Genomic DNA, 22,890 nt, shown 5'->3' on the forward strand with positions numbered 1-22,890 from the left:
CCACCTTGAACCGAACCGTCGATTCCTCCGTGCCAAGGGGGAACGTCCCCGAAACCAAGGAGGAGTCTTATGCCGTTCGAACCGTCCACGCCCGGACCGGAGTCCACCCGCCGGGGGATGCTGGTGGGGGTCGGCCTCGTCGGCCTCGCCGGCACGCTGACCGCCTGCGGAGGCTCGAAGGACGACTCGTCGGCCGACGCCTCCCAGGGCACCGGGAGTCAGAACGGCGGGGGTCAGAGCGGAGGCGGCAGCCTGGGCAAGGCCGCCGACATCCCGGTCGGCGGCGGAAAGATCTTCAAGGACGAGAAGGTCGTCGTGACCCAGCCCAAGCAGGGCGAGTTCAAGGCCTTCAGCGCCATCTGCACCCACCGCGGCTGTCCCGTGGGCTCCGTCTCGGACGGGAAGATCAACTGCCCGTGCCACGGCAGCGCCTTCAACGTGACCGACGGGTCGGTCGCCAAGGGCCCCGCCGACAAGCCGCTCCCGTCCAAGAACGTCACCGTCCAGAACGGCGAGCTGAAGCTCGGCTGACGTCCGAGGCGTCGCGGTCACGGCTCCGACCGGCGACCGCGACGCCCAGGCCTGACCGAGGCTTCCACGCAGTGGCCGATCGACGTGACGCGTCGCTTATCGCGCCGGCCGCTGAGAGCGTCGACGCCGCCGCGGGTCCGGCGCTCGTAGCGCCGTGGCGGCGGCCATCGGCCGATGCGGCGCGTGGCGCTCGGGGCGCGGCCGACCGACTCGTCGTGCTCGGCGACGGCCGCGTACCTGCTCCGCCGGCGCGCGACTCGTCTTCATCATCGGTGTGACCTACGCCATACGGAACGTTCCGATCGTGGGCCTCCTCCTCATGGGTGACGAATCCACCTCATTGAGGAAGCACTGTGACCGAACATTCGATTCGCCGCGCCGGGACACTGATCGCCGCGGTGCTCGCCGTCGACGGGCTGGCCCACCTGTACTGGTCGACGGGCCTGACCTGGCCGGCGGCGGACTCCCGCACGCTGTCCTTCGCGGTGCTCGGCTTTCCCGTGCCGTTCACCCCCCAGATCCTGCTGCCGCTGGCCGCGGCGCTGTTCGGCGCCGCGCTACTGGTCCACGGCCGGGTCACGCTCGGCCGCCGGCACCGTCTCGGGTGGCTGCCGCAGGCCGGCACCGTGGCCGTGGCCGCCGGCCTGCTGATCCGGGCCCTGGCCGGTCTGGTCTGGGCGTGCGGCATCGGAGTGCGCACCGGCACCGCGTTCTACTGGCTCAACCTGTGCGCGTACACGCCGGCGTGCCTGGGTCTGGGCCTCGCCGCGGTCACGGTCGTCCGGTACGACGCGAAGGGCCGCTCCTGGCTGCCCTGCACGGTCCTGCCGCTGCTCGTCACGGCGGTGGCCCTGTACGGCGCGTACGGCTACACCCCCGTGCAGCAGCGCGGATACCGGCCCGAGGCGGGCTCTCGGTTCGTGGACACGCCCGTCGCGCGGTTCCACTACCTGCGTGAAGGACAGGGCCCCGCGATCGTGCTCCTCTCGCCCGGAGCCGCCTCGACATTCGCCTGGCGGCCGCAGCTGACCACGCTCGCGCGGACCCACACCGTCTACGCCGTGGACCTGCCCGGCCAGGGCTTCACCGAACTGCACGACCACGGGTTCCGCTTCGACCTGCCCTCGATGGTCTCGGCCGTCGACACGTTCCTGGACGCCGTGAGCGTGCGGAGCGCGGTCCTGGGCGGCGACTCCTGGAGCGGAGGGTGGGCCCTGGCGTACGCCCAGCGCCACCCGCAGCGGGTCAGCCGGCTCATCCTGCTCGCCCCCTCCGGCCTGGCCCGGCCCGACGTGTGGAGCTGGGAACTCCTCAAGCCTCTCGTCGTCGGGGAACTCGCCACCAAGGCCGGCTTCGGCAGCCGCGCCGCCGTGGCCGCCGGAGTACGGGATCTGTTCGTCCATCGGGAACGCGTCACGGGCCCGGTCATCGACGCGATGTGGGCGCCCGGGACGCTGCGGGACAACCTCCGTTCGGAGTACCTGCTCGAACGCGGTCTGGACTGGCGGACGACGCAGAACGGCCTCCGGCGCACCCTCCAGCCGACCCTCGTCGTCTGGGGAGCGAAGGACACCGTCCTGCCCGTCGCGCAGGCCGCCACGTTCGGCCGGCTGCTGCCGAACGCGCGGGTGTCGGTGCTGGGTGACTGCGGTCACGCTCTGACGCTGGACTGCCCCGACCAGGTCACGGGCCTCATGGAAGACTTCCTCGGTGTCCGATGACGACGCGCGCCTGGTGCGTGCCGCGCAGAGCGGCGACACATTGGCGATGAACGCGCTGCTGGACCGGCTCACCCCGTACGTCGGGCGGATCTGCGCGCCCATCGCCCTCTCCGACGGGGACGACGCCACCCAGGAGGCCCTCATCGCGATCTTCCGGGCCCTGCGCGGGCTGAGGGAACCGGCGGCTCTCTTCGCCTGGGCCCGCCGGATCGCGGTACACGAAGCCATCCGGGTCGCCCGCCGCGGCTCCCGCTCGGACCCGGCCGAGCTCACCGAGGTGCCGGAGCCGGGAGACCCGCAGCTGGCGGCGGACATCCGCGACGTGCTGACCCGGCTGTCACCCGAACACCGAGCCGTCCTGACGCTCCGCGACGTCGAGGGGCTCGACGAGCACGCCGCCGCCGAGGTCCTGGCCATCCCCGCGGGCACCGTCAAATCCCGGCTGCACCGAGCACGCGACAGCTTCCGAAAGGCGTGGACGTCATGACCGTACGCTGGCCGACCGCCGACCTGGACCCGGTACGCCGTCTTCGCGCCCTGGCCGCCGGCATCCCCGGCGCGCACGTGACCGAACGCGTGCTCGACGAACCGTTCGCCGAGGTCTGGGCGCTACTGGCCGACCTGGAGGGCACCTTCGGTCGCATCGAGCCGGACATGCGCCGGATCCGCGTGATCCGCACGGACGGCGACCGGCTGGAGGCGCGGGCCCGCAGCCGGTTCGGCATGCGAGCCCGGTTCGACGGGACCCTGCGGCCCGGCTGGTGCTGGCTGCAGAGCCGGTTCCTCCTCATCGGCGTCGCCGCCGCGCCGGAGCCGGGCGGCGGCACCAGGGTCGCGCTCACCGGGGGAGTCCGGGTTCCCGGCCGGGCCGCGCTCGTGCCGCTCGGCGTCCGCCGCGCGGCCGACCGCGCCCTCGACCGGCTCACCGCGCTGGCCGCGGGCACGGGCGGCTGAGCGCCGGTTTGTCGGTGGCGACCGGCATGCTCGGGCCATGACCGATGTTCCCGAGGCCGACTACGCGCCGGCACGGAGTGCGGACACCCGCGCCGCGCCGCCGGCGACGGCGGGGGAGCGGGAGACGCTCACGGCGTTTCTCGACCGGCACCGCCGGACGTTCGCGCTCAAGTGCGCCGGTGTCCCGGCGGCGCGCCTGTCGGACAAGGGCGTGCCGCCGTCCGGGCTCAGCCCGCACGGGCTGCTCCGGCATCTGACCGCGGTCGAGCGGTGGCGGTTCGCCATCCAGCTCGCCGACGAGGACCTGCCGGTCTCCGCGCCCGGCACAACGGCCACGCCGACCTCCTGCGCGAGCGGGTCGACGGCGCCGCGGGATACTGGGATGACGACGATCACGGCGGCAGGGGCCGTACCGACCGGGACCGGACCGGCCGACGCGGCCTCCGCCGCCCCCGCACGGCACTAGGCTGACGGACGTGGCAGATCCGGCGACGTACCGGCCCGCGCCTGGCACCATCCCCGAATCGCCCGGGGTGTACCGCTTCCGTGACACGGGCGGCAGGGTCATCTACGTGGGCAAGGCGAAGAACCTGCGTGCCCGGCTCAACTCCTACTTCGCGGACTTCGCCGGGCTGCACCCGCGCACCCAGACGATGCTGCAGACCGCGGCCGGGGTCGAGTGGACCGTGGTCGGCACCGAGGTCGAGGCCCTGCAGCTGGAGTACTCCTGGATCAAGGAGTTCGACCCGCGCTTCAACGTCAAGTACCGCGACGACAAGTCCTACCCCTACCTCGCGGTGACGATGAACGAGGACGTCCCGCGGGTGCAGGTGATGCGCGGCGCGAAGAAGAAGGGCGTCCGCTACTTCGGCCCGTACTCCCACGCGTGGGCGATCCGGGAGACCGTCGACCTGCTGCTGCGGGTCTTCCCGGTCCGCACCTGCTCGGCCGGGGTGTTCCGGCGGCAGCGGCAGATGGGCCGGCCCTGCCTGCTCGGCGACATCGGCAAGTGCTCGGCCCCCTGCGTCGGCCGCGTCACCGAGGAGGCGCACCGCGAGATCGCCGAGGACTTCTGCGACTTCATGGCCGGCGACACCGCGCGGTTCATCAGGGCGCTGGAGAAGGACATGCGCGCCGCGGCGGGGGAGCAGGAGTACGAGCGCGCGGCGCGCCTGCGCGACGACATCCGCGCCCTGCAGCGCGCCCTGGAAAAGCAGTCGGTGGTCCTCGGCGACAACACCGACTGCGACGTCATCGCGCTGGCCGACGACCAGCTCGAGGCCGCCGTGCAGGTGTTCTACGTCCGGGGCGGGCGCATCCGCGGGCAGCGCGGCTGGGTCGTCGACAAGGTCGAGGACATCTCCACCGGCGACCTGGTCGAGCAGTTCGTCCTCCAGATGTACGGCGACGTCGCCGGCGATGCGGTGCCGCGCGAGATCCTCGTGCCGGCGCTGCCGCCCGAGCAGGAGGCCGTGGTCGAGCTCCTCGCCGAGCACCGGGGCGGCCGGGTCGACCTGCGCGTGCCGCGCCGGGGCGACAAGAAGACACTCCTGGAGACCGTCGAGCGCAACGCCAAGGAGGCGTTCAAGCAGCACAAGACGCGCCGGGCGGCCGACCTGACCAGCCGCAGCAGGGGGCTCCAGGAGATCCAGGACGCCCTCGAGCTCGAGCAGGCGCCGCTGCGCATCGAGTGCTTCGACGTGTCCAACCTCCAGGGCACCCACGTCGTCGCCTCGATGGTGGTCTTCGAGGACGGCCTGCCCCGCAAGAGCGAATACCGGCGGTTCTCCATCAAGACCGTCGAGGGCCAGGACGACGTCCGCTCGATCAACGAGGTGATCACCCGCCGGTTCCGGCGCTACCTGGAGGAGACCGAACGCACCGGCGAGCTCGACGTCCTCGGCGAGCCTGAGGAGGGCGGCCCGATCGACCCGGAGACCGGAAGGCCGCGCAAGTTCGCCTACCCGCCCAACCTCGTCGTCGTCGACGGCGGGCCGCCGCAGGTGGCCGCCGCCCAGCGGGCCCTGGACGAGCTGGGCATCGACGACGTCAGCCTGTGCGGCATCGCGAAGCGGCTGGAGGAGGTCTGGCTGCCCGGCGAGGAGGACCCGGTCATCCTGCCGCGCAACAGCGAGGGCATGTACCTCCTGCAGCGGGCGCGTGACGAGGCTCACGACTTCGCCATCCGGTTCCACCGCACCAAGCGTTCCAAGGGCATGATCGTGAGTGAGCTCGACGCCGTGCCGGGTCTGGGGCCGAGCCGGCGCACCGCCCTGATCAAGCACTTCGGGTCGGTGAAGATGCTCAAGGAGGCCGGACCCGAGCAGATCGCCGAGGTTCCGGGCATCGGACGCCGTACCGCTGAGAGCATTGTGGCGGCACTGCACGCGCAGGACGGGGGAACAGGCACATGAGACACAGCACGGCGCCGTCGGGCGGTGGCGCGTGAACACCGCGGCGGCCAACCTCGGCGGCACCCCGCAGGTGCCCGACATCGTGATCGTCACCGGCATGTCCGGCGCCGGCCGCAGCACGGCGGCCAAGTCCCTGGAGGACCTCGACTGGTTCGTGGTCGACAACCTGCCGCCCGGCCTGCTCGCCACCATGGCCGACCTCGCCGAGCGCGGCCAGGGCGCGGTGCCCCGCATCGCCGTCGTCGTCGACGTGCGCAGCCGGGCGTTCACCACCGACCTGCAGTCCGCGTTCGACGAGCTGGAGGCGCGCGGCGCGCACCCCCGCGTGGTGTTCCTGGAGGCCTCCGACGACGTCCTGGTCCGCCGGTTCGAGAGCGTACGGCGCCCGCACCCGCTCCAGGCCGACGGGCGGATCGTCGACGGCATCGCCCGCGAGCGCGAGCTGCTGCGCGAGGTCCGCGCCGAGGCCGACCTGGTCATCGACACCAGCTCGCTCAACGTCCACGAGCTGCGCGGCAAGATCGTGAGCTTCTTCGGGGGCGAGGGCAACGAGTCGAGCCTGCGCGCCACCGTCGTGTCCTTCGGCTACAAGTACGGCCTGCCGGTCGACGCCGACCTCGTGGTGGACTGCCGTTTCCTGCCCAACCCGCACTGGATCCCCGAGCTGCGGCCCCACACCGGGCGCGACGCCCCCGTACGCGACTACGTCCTGGCCCAGCCGGGCGCCAAGGAGTTCCTCGACGCCTACACCGAGGTGCTGCGCCTCCTGGTGCGGGGATACGAACGCGAGGGCAAGCACTATGTGACGCTCGCGGTCGGCTGCACCGGCGGCAAACACCGTAGCGTCGCGATGGCGGAGCAGCTCGGCGGCCGGCTCCGCGACGAGGGCCTGGATCTTCAGGTCGTCCATCGGGATCTCGGACGGGAATGACACGACGTGGACTCCCCCAAGGTCGTCGCCCTGGGCGGCGGGCACGGGCTGTTCGCCTCCCTCTCCGCGCTGCGGCGGGTGACCGACCACCTGACGGCCGTCGTCACGGTCGCCGACGACGGAGGGTCCAGCGGGCGGCTGCGCCGTGAGCTCGGCGTCCTGCCGCCCGGCGACCTGCGCATGGCCCTCGCCGCGCTCTGCGGCGACGACGACTGGGGGAGCACCTGGAGCGAGGTGGTCCAGCACCGCTTCCTCAGCCAGGGCGAGCTGCACGGGCACGCGGTCGGCAACCTGTTGATCGTCGCGCTGTGGGAGCTGCTCGACGACCCGGTCGCGGGCCTCGACTGGATGGGCCGGCTGCTGCGCGCCGAAGGCCGGGTGCTGCCGATGGCCTCGGTGCCGCTCGACATCGTCGCCGAGGTCCGGGGGGCCGACCCCGCGGCGCCGGAGGAGATCACGCACGTACGCGGCCAGGTGGCCTGCGCCAAGACGCCCGGCAAGGTGCTGAGCGTCTCGCTCGTGCCCGAGGACCCGCCGGCCTGCCCCGAGGTCCTGCGCGCGGTCGAGGAGGCCGACTGGGTGATCTTCGGGCCCGGTTCGTGGTTCACCAGCGTGCTGCCGCACCTGAAGGTGCCCGAGCTGGCCGACGCGCTGCTGCGCACCCGGGCGAGACGGCTGGTCGCGCTCAACCTCGCGCCCCAGCCGGGGGAGACCGACGACTTCTCGCCGCAGACGCATCTGGAGGTCCTGCGCGCCCACGCGCCCGAGCTCAAGATCGATGTGGTGCTCGCCGACCGGAATCTCGTCGATGAGCCCGATGTTCTGGAAAAAGCCGTCCGTACCCTCGGCGGCAGGCTGGCCCTCGCCGACGTCGCCGCGGGAGATGGATCTCCACGGCATGATCCGGCACGGTTGGCCCAAGCGTTCGCACAGATCTTCGTCAGCGGCCACGTGACGCGGCGAGATTCGGCGAGACTGCCCTGACGGAGTTCTACAGGGGGAGGATCACATCAATGGCGATGACCGGCGTGGTGAAGGACGAGCTGAGCAGGCTGTCCGTCATGAAGCCGTGCTGCCGCAAGTCCGAGGTGTCGACGCTGCTGCGCTTCGCCGGCGGACTGCACATTGTGAGCGGCCGGATCGTGATAGAGGCCGAGCTCGACACCGGAGCCGCGGCGCGACGTCTGCGCAAGGACCTCGCCGAGGTCTTCGGTCACACCTCCGACGTGGTGGTGCTCGCGCCGAGCGGGTTGCGCAAGGGCAACCGCTACGTCGTACGTGTCTTCCGCGACGGTGAGTCGCTGGCCCGCCAGACCGGGCTGATCGACAACAACGGCCGCCCGGTGCGCGGCCTGCCCCGGCACGTGGTCGCCGGAGCCGCCTGCGACGCCGAGTCGGCGTGGCGTGGGGCGTTCCTGGCCCACGGGTCGCTGACCGAGCCGGGCCGGTCGATGTCGCTGGAGGTGACCTGCCCCGGCCCGGAGGCCGCGCTGGCGCTCGTCGGCTCGGCCCGGCGGCTGCGGATCCACGCGAAGGCCCGCGAGGTCCGCGGCGTCGACCGCGTGGTCGTACGCGACGGCGACGCGATCTCGGCGCTGCTGACCCGGCTGGGCGCCCACGACTCGGTGCTCGCGTGGGAGGAGCGCCGCATGCGCCGTGAGGTGCGCGCGACCGCGAACCGCCTGGCCAACTTCGACGACGCGAACCTCCGCCGCTCGGCCCGCGCCGCGGTGGCCGCCGGCGCCCGGGTGGCCCGCGCGCTGGAGATCCTGGCCGACGACGCCCCCGAGCACCTCGTGGCGGCCGGCCGCCTGCGTCTGGAGCACAAGCAGGCCTCACTGGAGGAGCTCGGCCAGCTCGCCGACCCCCCGCTGACCAAGGACGCCATCGCCGGCCGGATCCGGCGGCTGCTGGCCATGGCCGACAAGCGCGCCATGGACCAGGGCATCGCCGGCACCGAGGCCAACGTCACCGCCGACATGCTCGCCCCCTGATCCCGGAACACGAGAGGGCCCGCCGTGCCAGGCACGGCGGGCCCTCTTCGTGAACCGCACTCAGCGCGGCGGATACTGCTGCTGACCCGGGCCGGGCTGTCCGCCGTACTGCTGCGGGCCTGGCCCGTACTGCTGCTGCGGGTTCGGGTACGCCGGGGCGGACGGCTGCTGCGGCGCGTACGGCTGCTGGGGAGCGGCGCCGTACGGAGCGGGCGCGGGGGCCGAGGCCCGGGCGGCCTGGATGCGGCGGAACACCATGCTGAACGCCGCGACCGCGCCGATCGCCCAGAACAGGTACGTCTTGCCGTCGAGCGAGTCGAAGTACAGCTTCGGTTGGTGCACCTCGAGGCTGAGCACCTTGGAGAAACTGGCGCCGGCCTTGTGCGCCACGTACGCGGGGATCGCGAGGAACTCCCCGAGCGCGCAGCCGACGACCGTGAACAGGGCCGCCACGACCGCGATGCCGGTGCTCGACGGACGGGCCGCGAACACGGTCAGGCCGACCAGGGCGCCGACCCCGATCGCCACGAGGCTGAACTCGTGCGCGGTGACGACGGTGATGACCGCCCAGAGGGCGGCACCGAGGATCATCGCGAGGAATCCGAGGACGATCGCTTTGCCGTTGCCCCCGCTCGGGCGCGCCGACGATTCGTGCATGACACCTACCTTGCCGTTATGTGGGCGCAGGCAGGTCTTCACCTGGTGAATCAGCGCCCCACCCTTGATACGTGCTGGGTTTGATGGGCGGACGATGCGTATGGTTCCGGACATTTTGGTCTAGACCACGACTGGACCTACATGGTCTAGACCAATTAGGCTGCGTCTGGTTCGCCGCCCGCCATGGATGTTGGCTCCCGGCCGGGCGGCGGGCCGATCGCCCCGGCGCCGTGGTGACGAGTTCCCCGCCCGGGTTCGATAAGGTCGGTTCTGAAAAAACATCGATTCACTGCCCGGTAGACGAGGCCGGGGGACGAAGGAGATTGGTGCCGTGACCATCCGGGTTGGCGTTAACGGCTTCGGCCGTATCGGCCGTAACTTCTGGCGCGCTCTCAACGCGGCCGGTGGCGATGTGGAGATCGTGGCGGTCAACGACCTCACCGACAACGCCACGCTCGCTCACCTGCTCAAGTACGACAGCATCCTCGGCCGGCTGCCGGAGGACGTGAAGGCCGGCGCCGACGAGATCACCGTGGGCGGCCACACGATCAAGGCCTTCGCGGAGCGCGACCCGGCCAAGCTGCCGTGGGGCGACCTCGGCGTGGACATCGTCGTCGAGTCGACCGGCCTGTTCACCGACGCCACCAAGGCCAAGGTGCACGCCGACAACGGTGCGAAGAAGGTCATCATCTCCGCGCCGGCCAAGAACGAGGACGTCACGATCGTTCTCGGCGTGAACGACGACGCGTACGACCCCGACCAGCACACGATCATCTCGAACGCCTCCTGCACCACCAACTGCCTGGGCCCGATGGCGAAGGTGATCAACGACACGTTCGGCATCGAGCGTGGCCTGATGACCACGATCCACGCCTACACCCAGGACCAGAACCTCCAGGACGGCCCGCACAAGGACCTGCGCCGCGCCCGTGCCGCCGCCCTCAACGTCGTGCCGACCAGCACCGGCGCCGCCAAGGCGATCGGTCTGGTGCTGCCGGAGCTCAAGGGCAAGCTCGACGGCTACGCCCTGCGCGTGCCGGTCCCGACCGGCTCGGCCACCGACCTCACCGCCACGCTGTCCCGCGAGACCACGGTGGAAGAGGTCAACAACGCGATCCGCGCCGCCGCCGAGGGCCCGCTGCGCGGCATCCTCACCTACACCGAGGACCCGATCGTCTCCAGCGACATCGTCACGGACCCGGCCTCCTGCATCTTCGACGCCGGCCTGACCAAGGTGATCGGCGACCAGATCAAGGTCGTCGGCTGGTACGACAACGAGTGGGGCTACTCCAACCGCCTCGTCGACCTCGTCAAGCTCGTGGGTGCGAGGCTCTGAGCCCGATGCGAACGATCGATGAGCTCGGTGACGTGCGCGGCAAGCGCGTCCTGGTCCGCTCGGACCTGAACGTCCCGCTCGCCGACGGCGTGATCGGCGACGACGGCCGCATCCGCGCCAGCGTGCCCACCATCAACGAGCTCGCGGAGAAGGGCGCACGCGTCATCGTGTGCGCCCACCTCGGCCGCCCCAACGGAAAGCCTCAGCCGGAGTTCTCTCTGAAGCCGGTCGCCGCCCGCCTGGGCGAGCTGCTCGGCCGCGAGGTCCGCTTCGCCGACGACACCGTCGGTGACTCGGCCAAGGCGACCGTCGACGCCCTCGCCGACGGCGAGGTCGCCCTGCTGGAGAACCTCCGCTTCAACGCGGGGGAGACCAGCAAGGACGACGCCGAGCGCGGCGCGTTCGCCGACGCCCTGGCCGGTCTCGCCGAGCTGTACGTCGGCGACGGCTTCGGCGCGGTGCACCGCAAGCACGCCAGCGTCTACGACGTGCCGCAGCGGCTCCCGCACGCGGCCGGCGGGCTGGTCGCCGCCGAGGTCGAGGTGCTCAAGCAGCTCACCGAGGACCCCAAGCGCCCGTACGCCGTGGTGCTGGGCGGCGCGAAGGTCTCCGACAAGCTCGGTGTCATCGCCAACCTGCTCGGCAAGGTCGACCGTCTCCTGATCGGCGGCGGCATGGCCTACACCTTCCTCAAGGCCCAGGGCCACGAGGTCGGCAACTCGCTCCTGCAGGAGGACCAGCTCGACCAGGTCAGCGGCTTCCTCAAGGAGGCCGAGGAGCGCGGTGTCGAGCTCGTGCTGCCGGTCGACGTGCTGGCCGCGACCGGGTTCGCCGCCGACGCGCCGCACGAGGTCGTCGACACGACCGCGATCCCGGCCGACCGCGAGGGCCTCGACATCGGGCCGCGCACCCGTGAGCTGTTCGCGAGCAAGCTCGCCGACGCGGCGACCGTGTTCTGGAACGGCCCGATGGGCGTGTTCGAGTTCGACGCCTTCTCCGGCGGCACCCGTGCGGTGGCCGAGGCCCTGATCGCCTCCGACGCGTTCACCGTCGTCGGCGGCGGTGACTCGGCGGCGGCCGTACGCAAGCTGGGTCTGCCCGAAGACGGGTTCTCGCACATCTCGACCGGTGGCGGCGCGAGCCTCGAGTACCTCGAGGGTAAGTCGCTGCCCGGCCTTGCCGCTCTGGAGGACTGACCGTGGCGCCGAAGAGTGCCGCCGGCGAGGGGGGCCGCAAGCCCCTCATCGCCGGCAACTGGAAGATGAACCTCAACCACCTCGAGGCGATCGCGCACGTCCAGAAGCTGGCGTTCGGCCTCAAGGAGGCCGACTACGAAGCGGCCGACGTCGTGGTGCTCCCGCCGTTCACCGACATCCGCAGCGTGCAGACGCTGGTGGACGCCGACCGGCTGGTGCTGAAGTACGGCGCCCAGGACGTCTCGGCACACGAGAAGGGCGCCTACACCGGCGAGGTGTCGGCCGCGATGCTCGCCAAGCTCGGCTGCACCTACGTGCTCGCCGGGCACTCCGAGCGCCGTGAGTACCACCACGAGGACGACGCGCTCGTCAACGCGAAGGTGAAGGCGGCGTTCAAGCACGAGCTGACGCCGATCCTGTGCGTGGGCGAGGGCCTGGAGATCCGCCAGGCGGGCGAGCACCTGTCGCACACGCTCGGCCAGCTCGACGGCGCCCTGGAGAAGGTGCCGGCGGAGCAGGCCCGGCAGATCGTCATCGCCTACGAGCCGGTCTGGGCGATCGGCACCGGTGAGGTCGCCACCCCCGACGACGCGCAGGAGGTGTGCGGCGCGATCCGCACACGCCTCGCCGAGCTGTACAGTGGAGATCTCGCCGATCAGGTGCGTGTCCTCTACGGCGGCTCCGTCAAGGGTGACAACATCGGCGGCATCATGGCCCAAGCCGACATCGACGGGGCCCTCGTCGGGGGCGCCAGCCTCGATGCCGGAGAGTTCATCAAGATCTGCCGGTTCCGTGAGCGGCTCGTCTGATCTCCGTCGCCGGACTGAGCGTTTCTGCTGAGACAGGCGGGGGTAGTGACGTACCCTCGGAACGGATGACCTGAATACGCGACTATTCCCCGCGCCCGGCGGGGTGAATCACGAAAGCGCTGAACTGCTGTGATCATCGGAACTTCCATCGTCCTCATCATCACGAGCGCGCTGATGGTGTTGCTCGTCCTCCTCCACAAGGGCAAGGGCGGTGGCCTGTCGGATCTGTTCGGCGGCGGTATCAGCTCCTCGCTGGGCGGGTCGTCCGTGGTCGAGCGCAACCTCGACCGGCTCACGATCGGCACGGGCATCATCTGGTTTCTGTCGATCATCGCCCTGGGCCTGTTGTTCGCACACGGCCACCACGGCTGATCCGCGCACAGGCATACCGGCCAGGCAGTGTTGACGGCCGTCGCGTCCTCGTCGCGACGGCAGGAATAACGAGGAGTACTCCGTGGGTAGTGGCAACGCCATTCGGGGCAGCCGCGTCGGCGCCGGCCCGATGGGAGAGGCCGAGCGCGGTGAGGCGGCACCCCGGGTGTGGGTGACGTTCTACTGCGCGAACCGGCACGAATCCCGGCCGAGCTTCGCGACCGACGTCGCCGTACCGGACCAGTGGGACTGCCCTCGCTGCGGTTTCCCCGCCGGCAAGGACCCCCAGAACCCCCCTGCGCCCCCGCGCAACGAGCCGTACAAGACGCACCTCGCGTACGTCAAGGAGCGGCGCAGCGACGCCGACGGTGAGGCCATTCTCGAAGAGGCCCTCACCAAGCTCCGCAACGAGCGCGCCGCCATCCAGGCGGCCATGGAGCGCGCCCGCAACTAGGGCCTGACTCGAAGCCCCGTTACGGACGGAAGCTTCGGGACAAGTCCGAGCGGGACAGGCACGTCCGCGACCGGCCCGGTGCACGCCTCGGCGTACGCCGGGCCGTCGCCGTCACGGAGGTGGCCATGGGCCGGTGGACCTGCCCGCGGTGCGACCGTGAGTTCGGGCGCGCCCGGCAGTCGCACGTGTGCGTGCCCGGCTGCACGGTCGAGGAGTGCTTCGCCCCCTGGCCGGACACCTACCGGGAGATCTACGACCGGCTGGTCGGCCACCTGGCCACGCTGGGCCCCTTCCACGCCGACGCGGTCGGCGTCGGGGTGTTCCTGAAGAGCGACCGCAAGCTCGCCGAGGTGCGGCCCAAGGCGCGGTCGCTGAACCTCTGGCTGTTCCTGCCCCGCCCGGTCGAGCACGCACGCATCGCGCGCCGTCTGCTCGTCTCCGGTGACCGTACGATGCACGTCATCAAGCTGATCGACCCCGCCGACGTGGACGAGCAGGTGTGCGCCTGGCTCACCGAGTCCTTCGACGCGGCCACCGACTGATCCGCGTGCGGCTACCATGGGTGGCCTCGCGACTGGCGCATCGAGGTGGAGTTCACCACCGGGGAGCGAAGAGTACGGCACCGCGCGCCTGGGTGTCCTCTCCTGCCAAGGGAGGATCCCCATGCACCAACCGCCGCTGTCGCATCTCACCGACGCCGACCCCGCGGTCGCCGAGCTCATCGAGGCCGAGGCCACGCGTCAGCACGACAAGGTCCGGCTCATCGCGTCGGAGAACTACGTCTCACCCGCCGTGCTGGAGGCCACCGGCTCGGTCCTGACCAACAAGTACTCCGAGGGCTATCCGGGCAAGCGCTACTACGAGGGCCAGCAGGTCGTCGACCCGATCGAGGAACTGGCCGGCGAACGCGCCCGTACGCTCTTCGGCGTCCCGCACGCCAACGTCCAGCCGTACTCCGGCTCGCCCGCCAACCTCGCCGTGCACCTGGCGTTCATGGAGCCGGGTGACACCTTCCTGTCGCTGGAGCTCGCCCACGGCGGTCACCTGACGCACGGGTCGCCGGTGTCGATCACCGGCAAGTGGCTGCGCCCGGTCCACTACGGTGTCGGCCGCACGACCGGGCGGGTCGACATGGACCAGGTACGCGACCTCGCGCGCAAGGAGCGCCCGAAGGTCATCTTCTGCGGCGGCACCGCGATCCCGCGCACGATCGACTTCCCCGCGTTCGCCGAGATCGCCCGGGAGACCGGCGCCGTCCTCGTCGCCGACATCGCGCACATCGCGGGTCTGGTCGCCGGGGGAGCGCACCCGTCCCCGGCCGGGCACGCCGACGTGATCACCACGACGACCCACAAGACCCTGCGCGGCCCGCGCGGCGCGATGATCCTGACCACCGAGGAGCACGCCACCGCGATCGACAAAGCGATCTTCCCCGGGCTGCAGGGCGGCCCGCACAACCACACGACCGCGGCGATCGCCGTGGCGCTGAACGAGGCCGCCCGGCCGGAGTTCCGCACCTACGCCCAGCAGGTCGTCGCGAACGCCAAGGCGCTCGCGGCCGCGCTGACGGACCGGGGCTTCGACCTCGTGTCCGGCGGCACCGACAACCACCTGATCCTGGTCGACCTGACGAACAAGGACATCGCCGGCAAACCGGCGGCCAAGGCGCTCGACCTGGCCGGAATCGAGCTCAACTTCAACACGGTGCCCTTCGATCCGCGCAAGCCGTGGAGCCCGTCGGGGATCCGCCTCGGCACGGCGGCGGTCACGACCCGCGGCCTCACCGAGGAGCACATGGCCTCCGTCGCCGAGTGGATCGACCGCGCGGTCGCGTCGGCCGAGGACGGACCCGCGCTCGACGCGATCGCGGGGGAGATCCAGGACCTGCTGAAGGGCTTCCCGATGCCCGGCTGGGCGCCCGTCCGCTGACGCGTGGGCCGCGGCGCGGACGGGTCCGCCGTCCGCGCCGCGCGGCCATCGGCCGGCGCTCAGGACCCGGCGGACGATCGAGGTGACCGCGTGGTGGTCGTAGGACGCGGCACCGGAGAGCATGCCGCGGAGGCTCAGAAGGTCGGCGGTTCGCCGTCCGGGACGCCGACACGGAACACGCGCAGCTGCAACGCGAGCGCGGAGTAGTAGCCGACGAGGGTGACGAGCTCCACCACGGCGGTACGGCCCAGGGACGCCGTCGCCTCGGCGTACATCGGGGCGGACAGGTCACCGTCGGCGGCGAGCGCGCGGGCCGTCTCGTGAACGATCCGCTCCCGCGCGTCGGCCAGGACCGGGTCGCCGCCGGTTCGCAGGGCGGTCAGCTCGTCCTCGGTCAGCCCCGCTCGGCGGCCGGCGCGCTCGTGCGCGTACCACTCGTACTCCGAGCGGGACTGTGCCGCGACGACGAGCGTCGCGATCTCCCGCTCGCGGGCGGTGAAGCTCGTCCGGAACCGCAGCGCGGCGCCCAGCTCCTGCAGCGGATCGCCGACGGCCGGGCTGTAGAGCATCGCGTTGAACGGGCCGAGCAACCGGCCCTCCTCATCGACGAAGGAGAACACGTTCGCCGGGCGGGGACCGCCGACGATCGCCTCGTAGACGTCACGCTGCTCGTCGTTCAGATCGTCGGGATGCAGGGAGGGGAGACGCGGCTCGTCGATCACGGACAGCACCGTATCGCGGCGCGGCGCGGCCGATCCGGGTACGGCGAGGGGGCATGGGGGCCGGGAGCCGGACTATCGTCGAGGGCGGAACCTGCCGGCCGGATGAGAGGGATGGTCACCATGACGATGCCGTCGTTTCCGCCCGAGTTCCCATGGGAGCCGTCGCGGCGGGAGCCCCAGGGCGATCCCCGGGACCTGCCCCAGCGGGGTGCGTACGCCGGGCCGAGCGCCGCCGACCTGCTGTACGACCGGCGCATCGTGCTGGCGAACGGCCGGATCGACGGCGACCTCGCCACCGACCTGTCCGCACGGTTGATCATGCTGGACGGGAGTGGCGACGAGCCGATCGCCCTGCACCTGCGCGCCCCGGACGCCGACCTCGAGGCGGCGTTCGCGGTGGCCGACACGATGGGCGTCCTGTCCTGCGCGGTGAACGTCGTGGTGATCGGCCAGGCGGGCGGGCCGGCGCTGCTGATCCTGGCGGCCGGGCGGAGCCGCGAGATGACCCCGCACGCGACCCTCCTGCTGACCGAGCCGCGCACCGAGACCGGCGGTGCCGCCTCCGACGTGGCCATCCGCGAGGAGGAGCACCGGCGGAAGGTGGACGCGTTCTACCTCCGGCTCGCCGAGGTCACCGGCCGCGAGGTGGACGAGGTCCGCGAGGACGCGCGCGAGGGTCGCATGTTCACCGCCGAGCAGGCGCGGGAGTACGGCCTCATCCACGCGATCGCCGGCAACCGCCCGTGATCGCCGGTCGGGGCGGCGCCGGTCACGGCTCTCGTAGGGCGCAGTCGCCGCAGAGGCCACCGCCGGGTACGCGGTAGTACAGGCAGCAGCTGCGCCGCTGGAAGCCCCGCGGCCCGAGCTCGCCCGTGCCGCGCAGGGGCGGTACCTCCAGCAACTCCCGTACCAGGCGGTCGGCAGGTGCGGTGCTTCCGGGGCGCGCTCCGGCCAGGACGGTGAGCGCTCCGGCCAGCGCCGAGGCGGCGTTGCCCCACAGCAGGCCCTCGGCGACCGGAGTCACCTCGCGGAGCGCGCTCACCAGCGGGCGCAGATGACGGTCCACCACGACGCGGTGCATGGCGGAGGCGTCAGCGACCAGCCCCGGCGGCTCCGGCGCCGCCAGCAGCACCGGCCCCGGCGAGGCCGCGTGCCAGTACGTACGGGCCGGGTCCAGGTCGGGGAGCACGCCGTGCTCCACGGCCGCCGCCAGCACCGGCGACCACAGCCGGCCCGCGATCCCCTGGAACAGCAGTGAGGCCGCGACGCGCTCCTCACCGGTGCCCAGCCGCGCACGGACGGCGGCGATCTGATCCGGCAGGGCCCGCCCCGCCAGCTCGGTGAACGGCCGCCAGAGCGGATGGCCCGCGATGCCGGGGTCGGTGTCGACCGAGAAGAACGGGCCGATCCGTGCCACGTCGGCGAGCGCCGCCGTGGGGTCTGGCCGGTCCTTCATCACCGCCCGAGCCTGCCGGGTACGGCCCGGCCGGTCAACTCTGGGACGATTGAGCCGTGATCTATGACCACCCCCGGGCGTACGAGCTGGCCTGTTCCTTCCGCGACGTGAGCGCCGAGGTGGACGCCCTGCTCGCCTGGGCGGGCCCGGTCCGTACGGTGCTGGAGCTGGCCGCCGGGCCGGCCGAACACGCGCGGGAGTTCGCCCGCCGAGGCGTCGCGGCCACCGCGCTGGACCTGAGCCCGGCGATGTGCGCGTACGCGCGCTCGCAGGGGGAGGGCCTGCCGCTGGAGGTCGTGGAGGCGGACATGACCGGGTTCCGGCTCGGCCGCCGGTTCGACTTGGTCGTCACCATGCTCGACTCGACCGCGCATCTCATGACGCTGGACGCCTTCGTGGCGTACCTCTCCCACGTCCGCGAGCACCTGGCCGACGGCGGGCTCGCGGTCATCGAGATGAGCCATCCGGCCGACCGGCTCAGCGACACTCCGCGCGTGTCCAACGCCTGGACGGTCAGCAAGGACGGCGTGAGCGCGCACGTACGCTGGGGAGAGCCCGGTGACGAGCTGGACCCGATCACCCAGGTCGTCCGCGACCGGGTGACCATCGCGATCGACGGCGGCGACGTGATCCAGGGCGTCGTGCCCTACCGTTTCTGGACCGCGACCGAGCTCCAGGCCGCCATCCGCCTCGCGGGCGGCCTCACCGTCGAGGCCCGGTACGGCGACTTCGACGCCGGGGTGTCGCTGGACTCCCCGGACGCCTGGCGCATGATCACGCTCCTGCGCCGCGTCAGCCCGACAGCCGATCGATGATCAGCCAGGCGCCGACGGCGACCATGGCGGTCCCGGAGAGGCGGCCGATGAGGTGCGCGGCGGCCGGCCGGCCGTACAGGACGGTACGGGTGAGGGCGCCGAGGCAGAGATAGAACACCGCGCACGTCACCATGAACGTCAGGCCGAGCACGCCGATCTGCCCGGCGATGGGCCAGCCGCCGTCGCGATCGGTGAACTGGGGCAGCAGGGCGAGGAAGATCAATAAGCCCTTCGGGTTGAGCCCGCTGACGCCGATGCCGCGAACGAAGACGGCCCGGTCGGTTCCGGTCAGGCGGTGGCCGCTCGTGCCGGGCGTGGAGGGGCGGGCGAACGTCGTCGCGCCGTGCCACATCAGGTAGAGGCCGCCGACGAGCGTGAGACCGGTCAGCGCGGCCGGTGACCCCGCCACCAGGGCGCCGACCCCCGCCGCGACGACGAGGGTGACGGCGGCGTAGCCGACGACCAGCCCGGCCACCGCGGTAAGCACGGAGCGGCCGCGCAGCCCCGCGCTGATGGTGAACGCCCAGTCCGCGCCCGGCACCACGATGAGGAGCAGCGCGACGATCCAGAAGGCGAGCACGGAGCTTACGGCCATGAGTCTTCTCCGATCGCGGCTGTCGATGAGGAGAATACGTGCGATCGGCGCGGAAGTGTTTCCAACTTCTGCTGGCTGAGCGGCGGATTCTGGAAGAATCTTCTGTGTGGACGCGATCGACCGGAAGATCCTTGCCGAGCTACAGGAAGACGGCCGTGCGACGATCACGGAGCTGGCGGCGCGGGTGGGACTGAGCGTCTCGCCGTGCCACCGCCGTCTACGGGAGCTGGAACGCGACGGAACGATCGTCGGCTACCGCGCGATCGTGGACGCCGGTGCGCTCGGCCTGACCTTCCAGGCGCTGGTCTTCGTCACCATGCGGCAGGAGGATCGCGACACGTTGCTCGGCTTCGAGGAGGCGGTCGCCCGGGTGCCGGAGGTCGTACAGGCCCAGAGGCTGTTCGGCGACCCCGACTACCTGCTGCGCGTCGTCACCGCCGACCTGACCGCCTACCAGGAGCTGGAGGACGACGTCCTGTCCGCCCTCCCTGGCGTGCAGCGGCTGAACTCCACGCTCGTCATGAAGCATGTGGTGAACGACCGGCCGCTCCCCACCTGAGCGCCGCGTCAGCGGGACGCGGGCCGGGAGATGTCCGGTGGCAGCTCGCCGGCGGCGGCCCGGTCGAGTACGAACAGCGTTCGCTGCTTTCCCCGGGCGCCGGCGGCCGGCACCTCGGCCGGGTCCGCGTCGGACAGGGCCAGTCGCGCGGCCTTGGCCTTCGACTCGCCCGCCGCGAGGATCCAGACCTCTTCGGCGGTGCGGAGCGCCGGGAGGGTCAGGCTCAGGCGGGTGGGCGGGGGTTTCGGCGCCCCGTGCACGGCCACGACCGGGCGGCTCTCCCGCAGCGCGGGCAGGCCCGGGAACAGCGACGCCACGTGCGCGTCCGGGCCCAGGCCGAGCATGAGCACGTCGAACGACGGCACGTCGCCGTGATCGTCCGGGCGGGTGGCCTTCCGCAGCTCCTCGGCGTACTTCCGCGCGGCGTCCTCGGGGGAGAGCCCCGAGTCGGACGCGGGCATCGGATGTACGCGGCGTTCGTCCACGTCGACGTGGTCGAGCAGGGCCGCACGCGCGCCGGTCTCGTTCCGCTCCTCGTGGCCGGAGGGCAGGTATCGCTCGTCGCCCCACCAGATGTCCACGTTCTGCCAGTCGACGGCGTCGCGGGCGGGTGTGGCGGCCAGCTCCGCCAGGACGGCGGTGCCCACGCCGCCCCCGGTGAGGACGACGTGAGCGCCGCCGCCCGCGGACTGCGCGTCCACGAGCCGCGTCACCAGCCGCGCGGCGACGGCCTTGGCGAGCAGGTCCTGGTCCTGGTGGACCACGACGAACGGCATGGTCACGACTTCTTCGCCTTCGGTTTCGCGGCGCTCTTCGCGGCGGGGGCGGCCTGCGCGGACGACGCCTCCAGGCCCTTGGCGAACCGCTGGACCGCCTCGTAGTAGACCTCGTCGGGGTCGAGACGCCGCAGTTCTTCGGCGAGCAGCTCGGCGGTCGAGCGCCGGTGCAGCGCGACCTGGCGGTCGGGCTGGTCGGACCGCGAGAGCGTCGCGACCCGGCCGTCCGGGCGGGTGACCGCGATCTCACCGTCCTTGGTGGTGAGGCGCACCGCCGTGATGCCCGGCCCGCGGGACTCGGCGATCTCCGCCGAGACGCCGAGACGCACCGACAGCCAGCCGCCGAGAAGCGCCGCGCTCGGGCTGCCGGGATCGGCCTCGATGCGGGCCGCCGTGACGTCGTCGTGCGGCTGGTCGAGGGCCGCGGCGAGCAGGGAACGCCACGGCGTGACGCGCGCCCACGCGAAGTCGGTGTCGCCGGGCAGGTAGCCACCGGCCAGCCGCTTCAGCGCGCCGAGCCGGTCGGCGGCGCTCGCCGAGTCGGTGACCCGGCGCTGGGCGAGCGCGCCGAGGGCCTCGTCGCCCGGCTTGGCCGGGGCCTCGCCGGGCCACCAGGTGACGACGGGCGTGTCGGGCACCAGCAGCGGCAGCACCACGGAGTCGGCGTGCTCGGCGAGCTGGCCGTACATCCGCAGCAGCACCGTCTCACCGGGACCGCTCTCGCCGACGCGGACCTCGGCGTCGAAGCGGGACTCGGCCTCGCGGCCGCGGGCGATCACGCCGAGAATGCGGCAGGGATGCTCGCGCGCCACCTCGGTGGCGGCGCGGATCGCGTCGTACTGGGCCGCCTCGTCGGTCACGACGATCAACGTCAGCACCTTGCCGGTGGCCGGGCCGCCCATCCGGTGGCGGGCCGCGGTCAGCGCATCCTGGATCTTGCGGGTGCTGGTGTTCGCCAGATCGATGATCATCCTTAGAGTCGCCTCCACGCTCGGCCGTCGCGGGCCATCATCTCGTCCGCCGCCTTGGGTCCCCAGCTACCCGCAGGGTAGGGCTGGGGAGCGCCGTGCTTCTCCCAGTGCTCCTCGACCGGGTCGAGGATCCGCCACGACAGCTCGACCTCCTCCTGGCGGGGGAACAGCGGCGGGTCACCGATCAGCACGTCCAGCAGCAGCCGCTCGTACGCCTCGGGGGAGGACTCGGTGAAGGACTCGCCGTAGTCGAAGTCCATGTTGACGTCGCGGACCTCCATCGAGGTGCCCGGCACCTTCGAGCCGAACCGCAGGGTCACGCCCTCGTCCGGCTGCACCCTGATGACCAGGGCGTTCTGGCCCAGCTCCTCGGTGTCGGTCTGCGCGAACGGCAGGTGCGGCGCCCGCTGGAACATCAGCGCCACCTCGGTGGCGCGCCGGGCCAGGCGCTTGCCGGTGCGCAGGTAGAACGGCACGCCCGCCCAGCGGCGCGTGTCGATGTCGAGGCGCATCGCGGCGTACGTGTCGGTGCGCGAACCCGGCGGGATGCCCTCCTCCTCGCGGAAGCCGGGCACCTTCACACCGCCCTGCCAGCCCGCGGTGTACTGGCCGCGCACGGTGTAGGTGTCCAGGTCGGCCGGCAGACGCACCGCGGACAGGATCTTGGCCTTCTCCGCGCGTACGGACTCGGCCTCGAAGGAGACCGGCTCCTCCATCGCGGTCAGCGCGAGGAGCTGGAGCAGGTGGTTCTGGATCACGTCGCGGGCGGCGCCGATGCCGTCGAAGTAGCCGGCCCGGCCGCCGATGCCGATGTCCTCGGCCATCGTGATCTGCACGTGGTCGACGTAGGAGCGGTTCCAGATCGGCTCGTACAGCGTGTTGGCGAAGCGCAGCGCCAGGATGTTCTGGACCGTCTCCTTGCCGAGGTAGTGGTCGATGCGGAAGATCGACTCCTCGGGGAAGACCTCGTGCAGGATCGCGTTGAGCTCCCGCGCGCTGGCCAGGTCGTGGCCGAACGGCTTCTCGATGACGACACGCCGCCAGGAGCCCTCCGACGGCTTGGACAGCCCGCTGCGCTGGAGCTGCTTGACGACGTCCTGGAAGAACTTCGGCGGAATCGACAGGTAGAACGCGTAGTTGCCGCCGGTGCCCCGCTTGGCGTCCAGCTCCTTGACGGCCGTCGCGAGCTCCTCGAACGCCGCGTCGTCGTCGAAGCTGCCCGGTACGAAGTGGATGCCCTCGCTGAGCTGGTTCCAGACCTCCTCGCGGAAGGGCGTCCGCGCGTGCTCCTTGACCGCGTCGTGCGCGAGCTGGCGGAAGTCCTGGTGCTCCCAGTCGCGGCGGGCGAACCCGACCACGGCGAAGCCCGGCGGCAGCAGGCCGCGGTTGGCCAGGTCGTAGATCGCCGGCAGCAGCTTCTTACGGGACAGGTCCCCGGTGACCCCGAACAGCACGAGCACACATGGCCCGGCCACGCGCGGCAGACGCTTGTCGCGGGGATCGCGGAGCGGGTTGAGGATGTTCTCGATCCGCGTCATCTGCCATCTCCGTCCTGCGTTGCGGTCTTACCGGTGGGCCGACTGATGCCCGACATCCCCGTCCTCCCTGGGCAGTGGTGCGCCCGGCGGACCAGGCGCTCTCGCCGCGGGCCTGACCGCGCGGCGATCGTGCGTTTCCGGTCATCGGAGAGCCGATGAC

General features: G+C 71.8%; 26 protein-coding genes and 1 riboswitch. Of the genes, 19 read left to right on the top strand and 7 right to left on the bottom strand.

Annotated elements, in window-relative coordinates:
* Positions 1–69 precede the first annotated feature (69 nt).
* The 9 genes from QSK37_RS49650 (at position 70) to whiA (ending at position 8,545) form a co-directional block, all read left to right on the top strand.
* Positions 70–531 (top strand): Rieske (2Fe-2S) protein, encoded by a 462-nt coding sequence (locus QSK37_RS49650; RefSeq protein ID WP_285636596.1) that lies wholly within the window; start codon positions 70–72, stop codon positions 529–531.
* A gap of 353 nt (positions 532–884) precedes the next feature.
* On the top strand, positions 885–2,252 hold the full coding sequence (locus QSK37_RS49655) for an alpha/beta fold hydrolase (RefSeq protein ID WP_285636599.1): 1,368 nt from the start codon (positions 885–887) through the stop codon (positions 2,250–2,252).
* Positions 2,242–2,739 (top strand): RNA polymerase sigma factor, encoded by a 498-nt coding sequence (locus QSK37_RS49660; RefSeq protein WP_285636602.1) that lies wholly within the window; start codon positions 2,242–2,244, stop codon positions 2,737–2,739. The genes QSK37_RS49655 and QSK37_RS49660 overlap by 11 nt, the downstream gene beginning before the upstream one ends.
* Positions 2,736–3,206 carry a hypothetical protein gene (locus tag QSK37_RS49665; RefSeq protein WP_285636605.1) on the top strand — a complete coding sequence of 157 codons (471 nt, stop codon included), beginning with the start codon at positions 2,736–2,738 and terminating at the stop codon, positions 3,204–3,206. Before QSK37_RS49660 ends, QSK37_RS49665 begins: the two co-directional genes overlap by 4 nt.
* A gap of 37 nt (positions 3,207–3,243) precedes the next feature.
* Positions 3,244–3,672: a mycothiol transferase gene (locus QSK37_RS49670; RefSeq protein WP_349498057.1), complete on the top strand. Its 429-nt coding sequence runs from the start codon at positions 3,244–3,246 to the stop codon at positions 3,670–3,672.
* Positions 3,673–3,682: 10 nt separating this feature from the next.
* Entirely contained in the window at positions 3,683–5,620 is a 1,938-nt protein-coding gene (gene uvrC / locus QSK37_RS49675) for an excinuclease ABC subunit UvrC (RefSeq protein WP_285636607.1), read from the top strand.
* Positions 5,621–5,651: 31 nt separating this feature from the next.
* A complete protein-coding gene (rapZ, locus tag QSK37_RS49680; RefSeq protein WP_285636609.1) occupies positions 5,652–6,551 on the top strand; it encodes an RNase adapter RapZ in 900 nt (299 codons plus the stop codon).
* Between the two features lie 6 nt (positions 6,552–6,557).
* Positions 6,558–7,535 (top strand): gluconeogenesis factor YvcK family protein, encoded by a 978-nt coding sequence (locus tag QSK37_RS49685; RefSeq protein WP_285584084.1) that lies wholly within the window; start codon positions 6,558–6,560, stop codon positions 7,533–7,535.
* 29 nt (positions 7,536–7,564) lie between these two features.
* Positions 7,565–8,545, top strand: coding sequence for a DNA-binding protein WhiA (whiA, locus tag QSK37_RS49690; RefSeq protein WP_285584085.1), 981 nt, complete (start codon positions 7,565–7,567; stop codon positions 8,543–8,545).
* A 60-nt stretch (positions 8,546–8,605) separates the two neighbouring features.
* Here the strand turns inward: whiA and QSK37_RS49695 are convergent, their stop codons facing one another.
* Positions 8,606–9,202, bottom strand: coding sequence for a hypothetical protein (locus tag QSK37_RS49695; RefSeq protein ID WP_285636611.1), 597 nt, complete (start codon positions 9,200–9,202; stop codon positions 8,606–8,608).
* 331 nt (positions 9,203–9,533) lie between these two features.
* Here QSK37_RS49695 and gap point away from each other — a divergent pair, with 331 nt between their 5' ends.
* The 7 genes from gap to glyA all read left to right on the top strand — a co-directional run bounded on the left by gap (position 9,534) and on the right by glyA (position 15,298).
* Entirely contained in the window at positions 9,534–10,538 is a 1,005-nt protein-coding gene (gene gap, locus QSK37_RS49700; RefSeq protein ID WP_285584087.1) for a type I glyceraldehyde-3-phosphate dehydrogenase, read from the top strand.
* Positions 10,539–10,543: 5 nt separating this feature from the next.
* Positions 10,544–11,734, top strand: a complete 1,191-nt coding sequence (locus QSK37_RS49705; protein ID WP_285636616.1) for a phosphoglycerate kinase — start codon at positions 10,544–10,546, stop codon at positions 11,732–11,734.
* A gap of 2 nt (positions 11,735–11,736) precedes the next feature.
* A complete protein-coding gene (gene tpiA / locus QSK37_RS49710) occupies positions 11,737–12,543 on the top strand; it encodes a triose-phosphate isomerase (protein WP_285636619.1) in 807 nt (268 codons plus the stop codon).
* Positions 12,544–12,672: 129 nt separating this feature from the next.
* Complete coding sequence (secG, locus tag QSK37_RS49715; RefSeq protein WP_285584091.1) at positions 12,673–12,915, top strand: preprotein translocase subunit SecG; 243 nt, start codon at positions 12,673–12,675, stop codon at positions 12,913–12,915.
* A gap of 82 nt (positions 12,916–12,997) precedes the next feature.
* On the top strand, positions 12,998–13,369 hold the full coding sequence (locus tag QSK37_RS49720; protein ID WP_285584093.1) for an RNA polymerase-binding protein RbpA: 372 nt from the start codon (positions 12,998–13,000) through the stop codon (positions 13,367–13,369).
* A gap of 125 nt (positions 13,370–13,494) precedes the next feature.
* The gene (locus QSK37_RS49725; protein ID WP_285584095.1) at positions 13,495–13,911 is read left to right on the top strand and encodes a DUF5655 domain-containing protein; all 417 of its coding nucleotides are present in this window, start codon (positions 13,495–13,497) and stop codon (positions 13,909–13,911) included.
* 18 nt (positions 13,912–13,929) lie between these two features.
* Positions 13,930–14,012: riboswitch (ZMP/ZTP riboswitch) on the top strand.
* A 20-nt stretch (positions 14,013–14,032) separates the two neighbouring features.
* Complete coding sequence (glyA, locus tag QSK37_RS49730; RefSeq protein ID WP_285636623.1) at positions 14,033–15,298, top strand: serine hydroxymethyltransferase; 1,266 nt, start codon at positions 14,033–14,035, stop codon at positions 15,296–15,298.
* Positions 15,299–15,432: 134 nt separating this feature from the next.
* Here glyA and QSK37_RS49735 read toward each other — a convergent pair whose 3' ends face one another.
* Positions 15,433–16,020, bottom strand: a complete 588-nt coding sequence (locus QSK37_RS49735; RefSeq protein WP_285636626.1) for a carboxymuconolactone decarboxylase family protein — start codon at positions 16,018–16,020, stop codon at positions 15,433–15,435.
* A gap of 120 nt (positions 16,021–16,140) precedes the next feature.
* Here QSK37_RS49735 and QSK37_RS49740 point away from each other — a divergent pair, with 120 nt between their 5' ends.
* Positions 16,141–16,767 carry an ATP-dependent Clp protease proteolytic subunit gene (locus QSK37_RS49740; protein WP_285636629.1) on the top strand — a complete coding sequence of 209 codons (627 nt, stop codon included), beginning with the start codon at positions 16,141–16,143 and terminating at the stop codon, positions 16,765–16,767.
* 22 nt (positions 16,768–16,789) lie between these two features.
* On the opposite strand, the gene QSK37_RS49745 is transcribed toward QSK37_RS49740, so the two are convergent.
* On the bottom strand, positions 16,790–17,476 hold the full coding sequence (locus tag QSK37_RS49745) for a (2Fe-2S)-binding protein (RefSeq protein WP_285636632.1): 687 nt from the start codon (positions 17,474–17,476) through the stop codon (positions 16,790–16,792).
* A gap of 56 nt (positions 17,477–17,532) precedes the next feature.
* On the opposite strand from QSK37_RS49745, the gene QSK37_RS49750 reads away from it, so the two are divergent.
* Positions 17,533–18,291 (top strand): class I SAM-dependent methyltransferase, encoded by a 759-nt coding sequence (locus QSK37_RS49750; protein ID WP_285584104.1) that lies wholly within the window; start codon positions 17,533–17,535, stop codon positions 18,289–18,291.
* Here QSK37_RS49750 and QSK37_RS49755 read toward each other — a convergent pair.
* Entirely contained in the window at positions 18,269–18,886 is a 618-nt protein-coding gene (locus QSK37_RS49755; RefSeq protein ID WP_285636635.1) for a LysE family translocator, read from the bottom strand. The two genes, QSK37_RS49750 and QSK37_RS49755, sit on opposite strands and share 23 nt — an antisense overlap.
* Positions 18,887–18,992: 106 nt before the next feature.
* Between QSK37_RS49755 and QSK37_RS49760 the strand changes: the two genes are divergently transcribed.
* On the top strand, positions 18,993–19,445 hold the full coding sequence (locus tag QSK37_RS49760) for an Lrp/AsnC family transcriptional regulator (protein ID WP_285636638.1): 453 nt from the start codon (positions 18,993–18,995) through the stop codon (positions 19,443–19,445).
* A gap of 8 nt (positions 19,446–19,453) precedes the next feature.
* Here QSK37_RS49760 and pgl read toward each other — a convergent pair whose 3' ends face one another.
* The 3 genes from pgl to zwf are packed head-to-tail and all read right to left on the bottom strand — an operon-like array spanning position 19,454 to position 22,730.
* Entirely contained in the window at positions 19,454–20,221 is a 768-nt protein-coding gene (gene pgl / locus QSK37_RS49765; RefSeq protein WP_432705684.1) for a 6-phosphogluconolactonase, read from the bottom strand.
* Positions 20,222–20,223: 2 nt separating this feature from the next.
* Positions 20,224–21,192 (bottom strand): glucose-6-phosphate dehydrogenase assembly protein OpcA, encoded by a 969-nt coding sequence (locus QSK37_RS49770; protein ID WP_285636644.1) that lies wholly within the window; start codon positions 21,190–21,192, stop codon positions 20,224–20,226.
* A gap of 2 nt (positions 21,193–21,194) precedes the next feature.
* Positions 21,195–22,730 (bottom strand): glucose-6-phosphate dehydrogenase, encoded by a 1,536-nt coding sequence (zwf, locus tag QSK37_RS49775; RefSeq protein ID WP_285636647.1) that lies wholly within the window; start codon positions 22,728–22,730, stop codon positions 21,195–21,197.
* Between the last annotated feature and the right edge of the window lie 160 nt (positions 22,731–22,890).

Source organism: Actinoallomurus iriomotensis (genome assembly GCF_030269445.1).
GTDB lineage: Bacteria > Actinomycetota > Actinomycetes > Streptosporangiales > Streptosporangiaceae > Actinoallomurus > Actinoallomurus iriomotensis.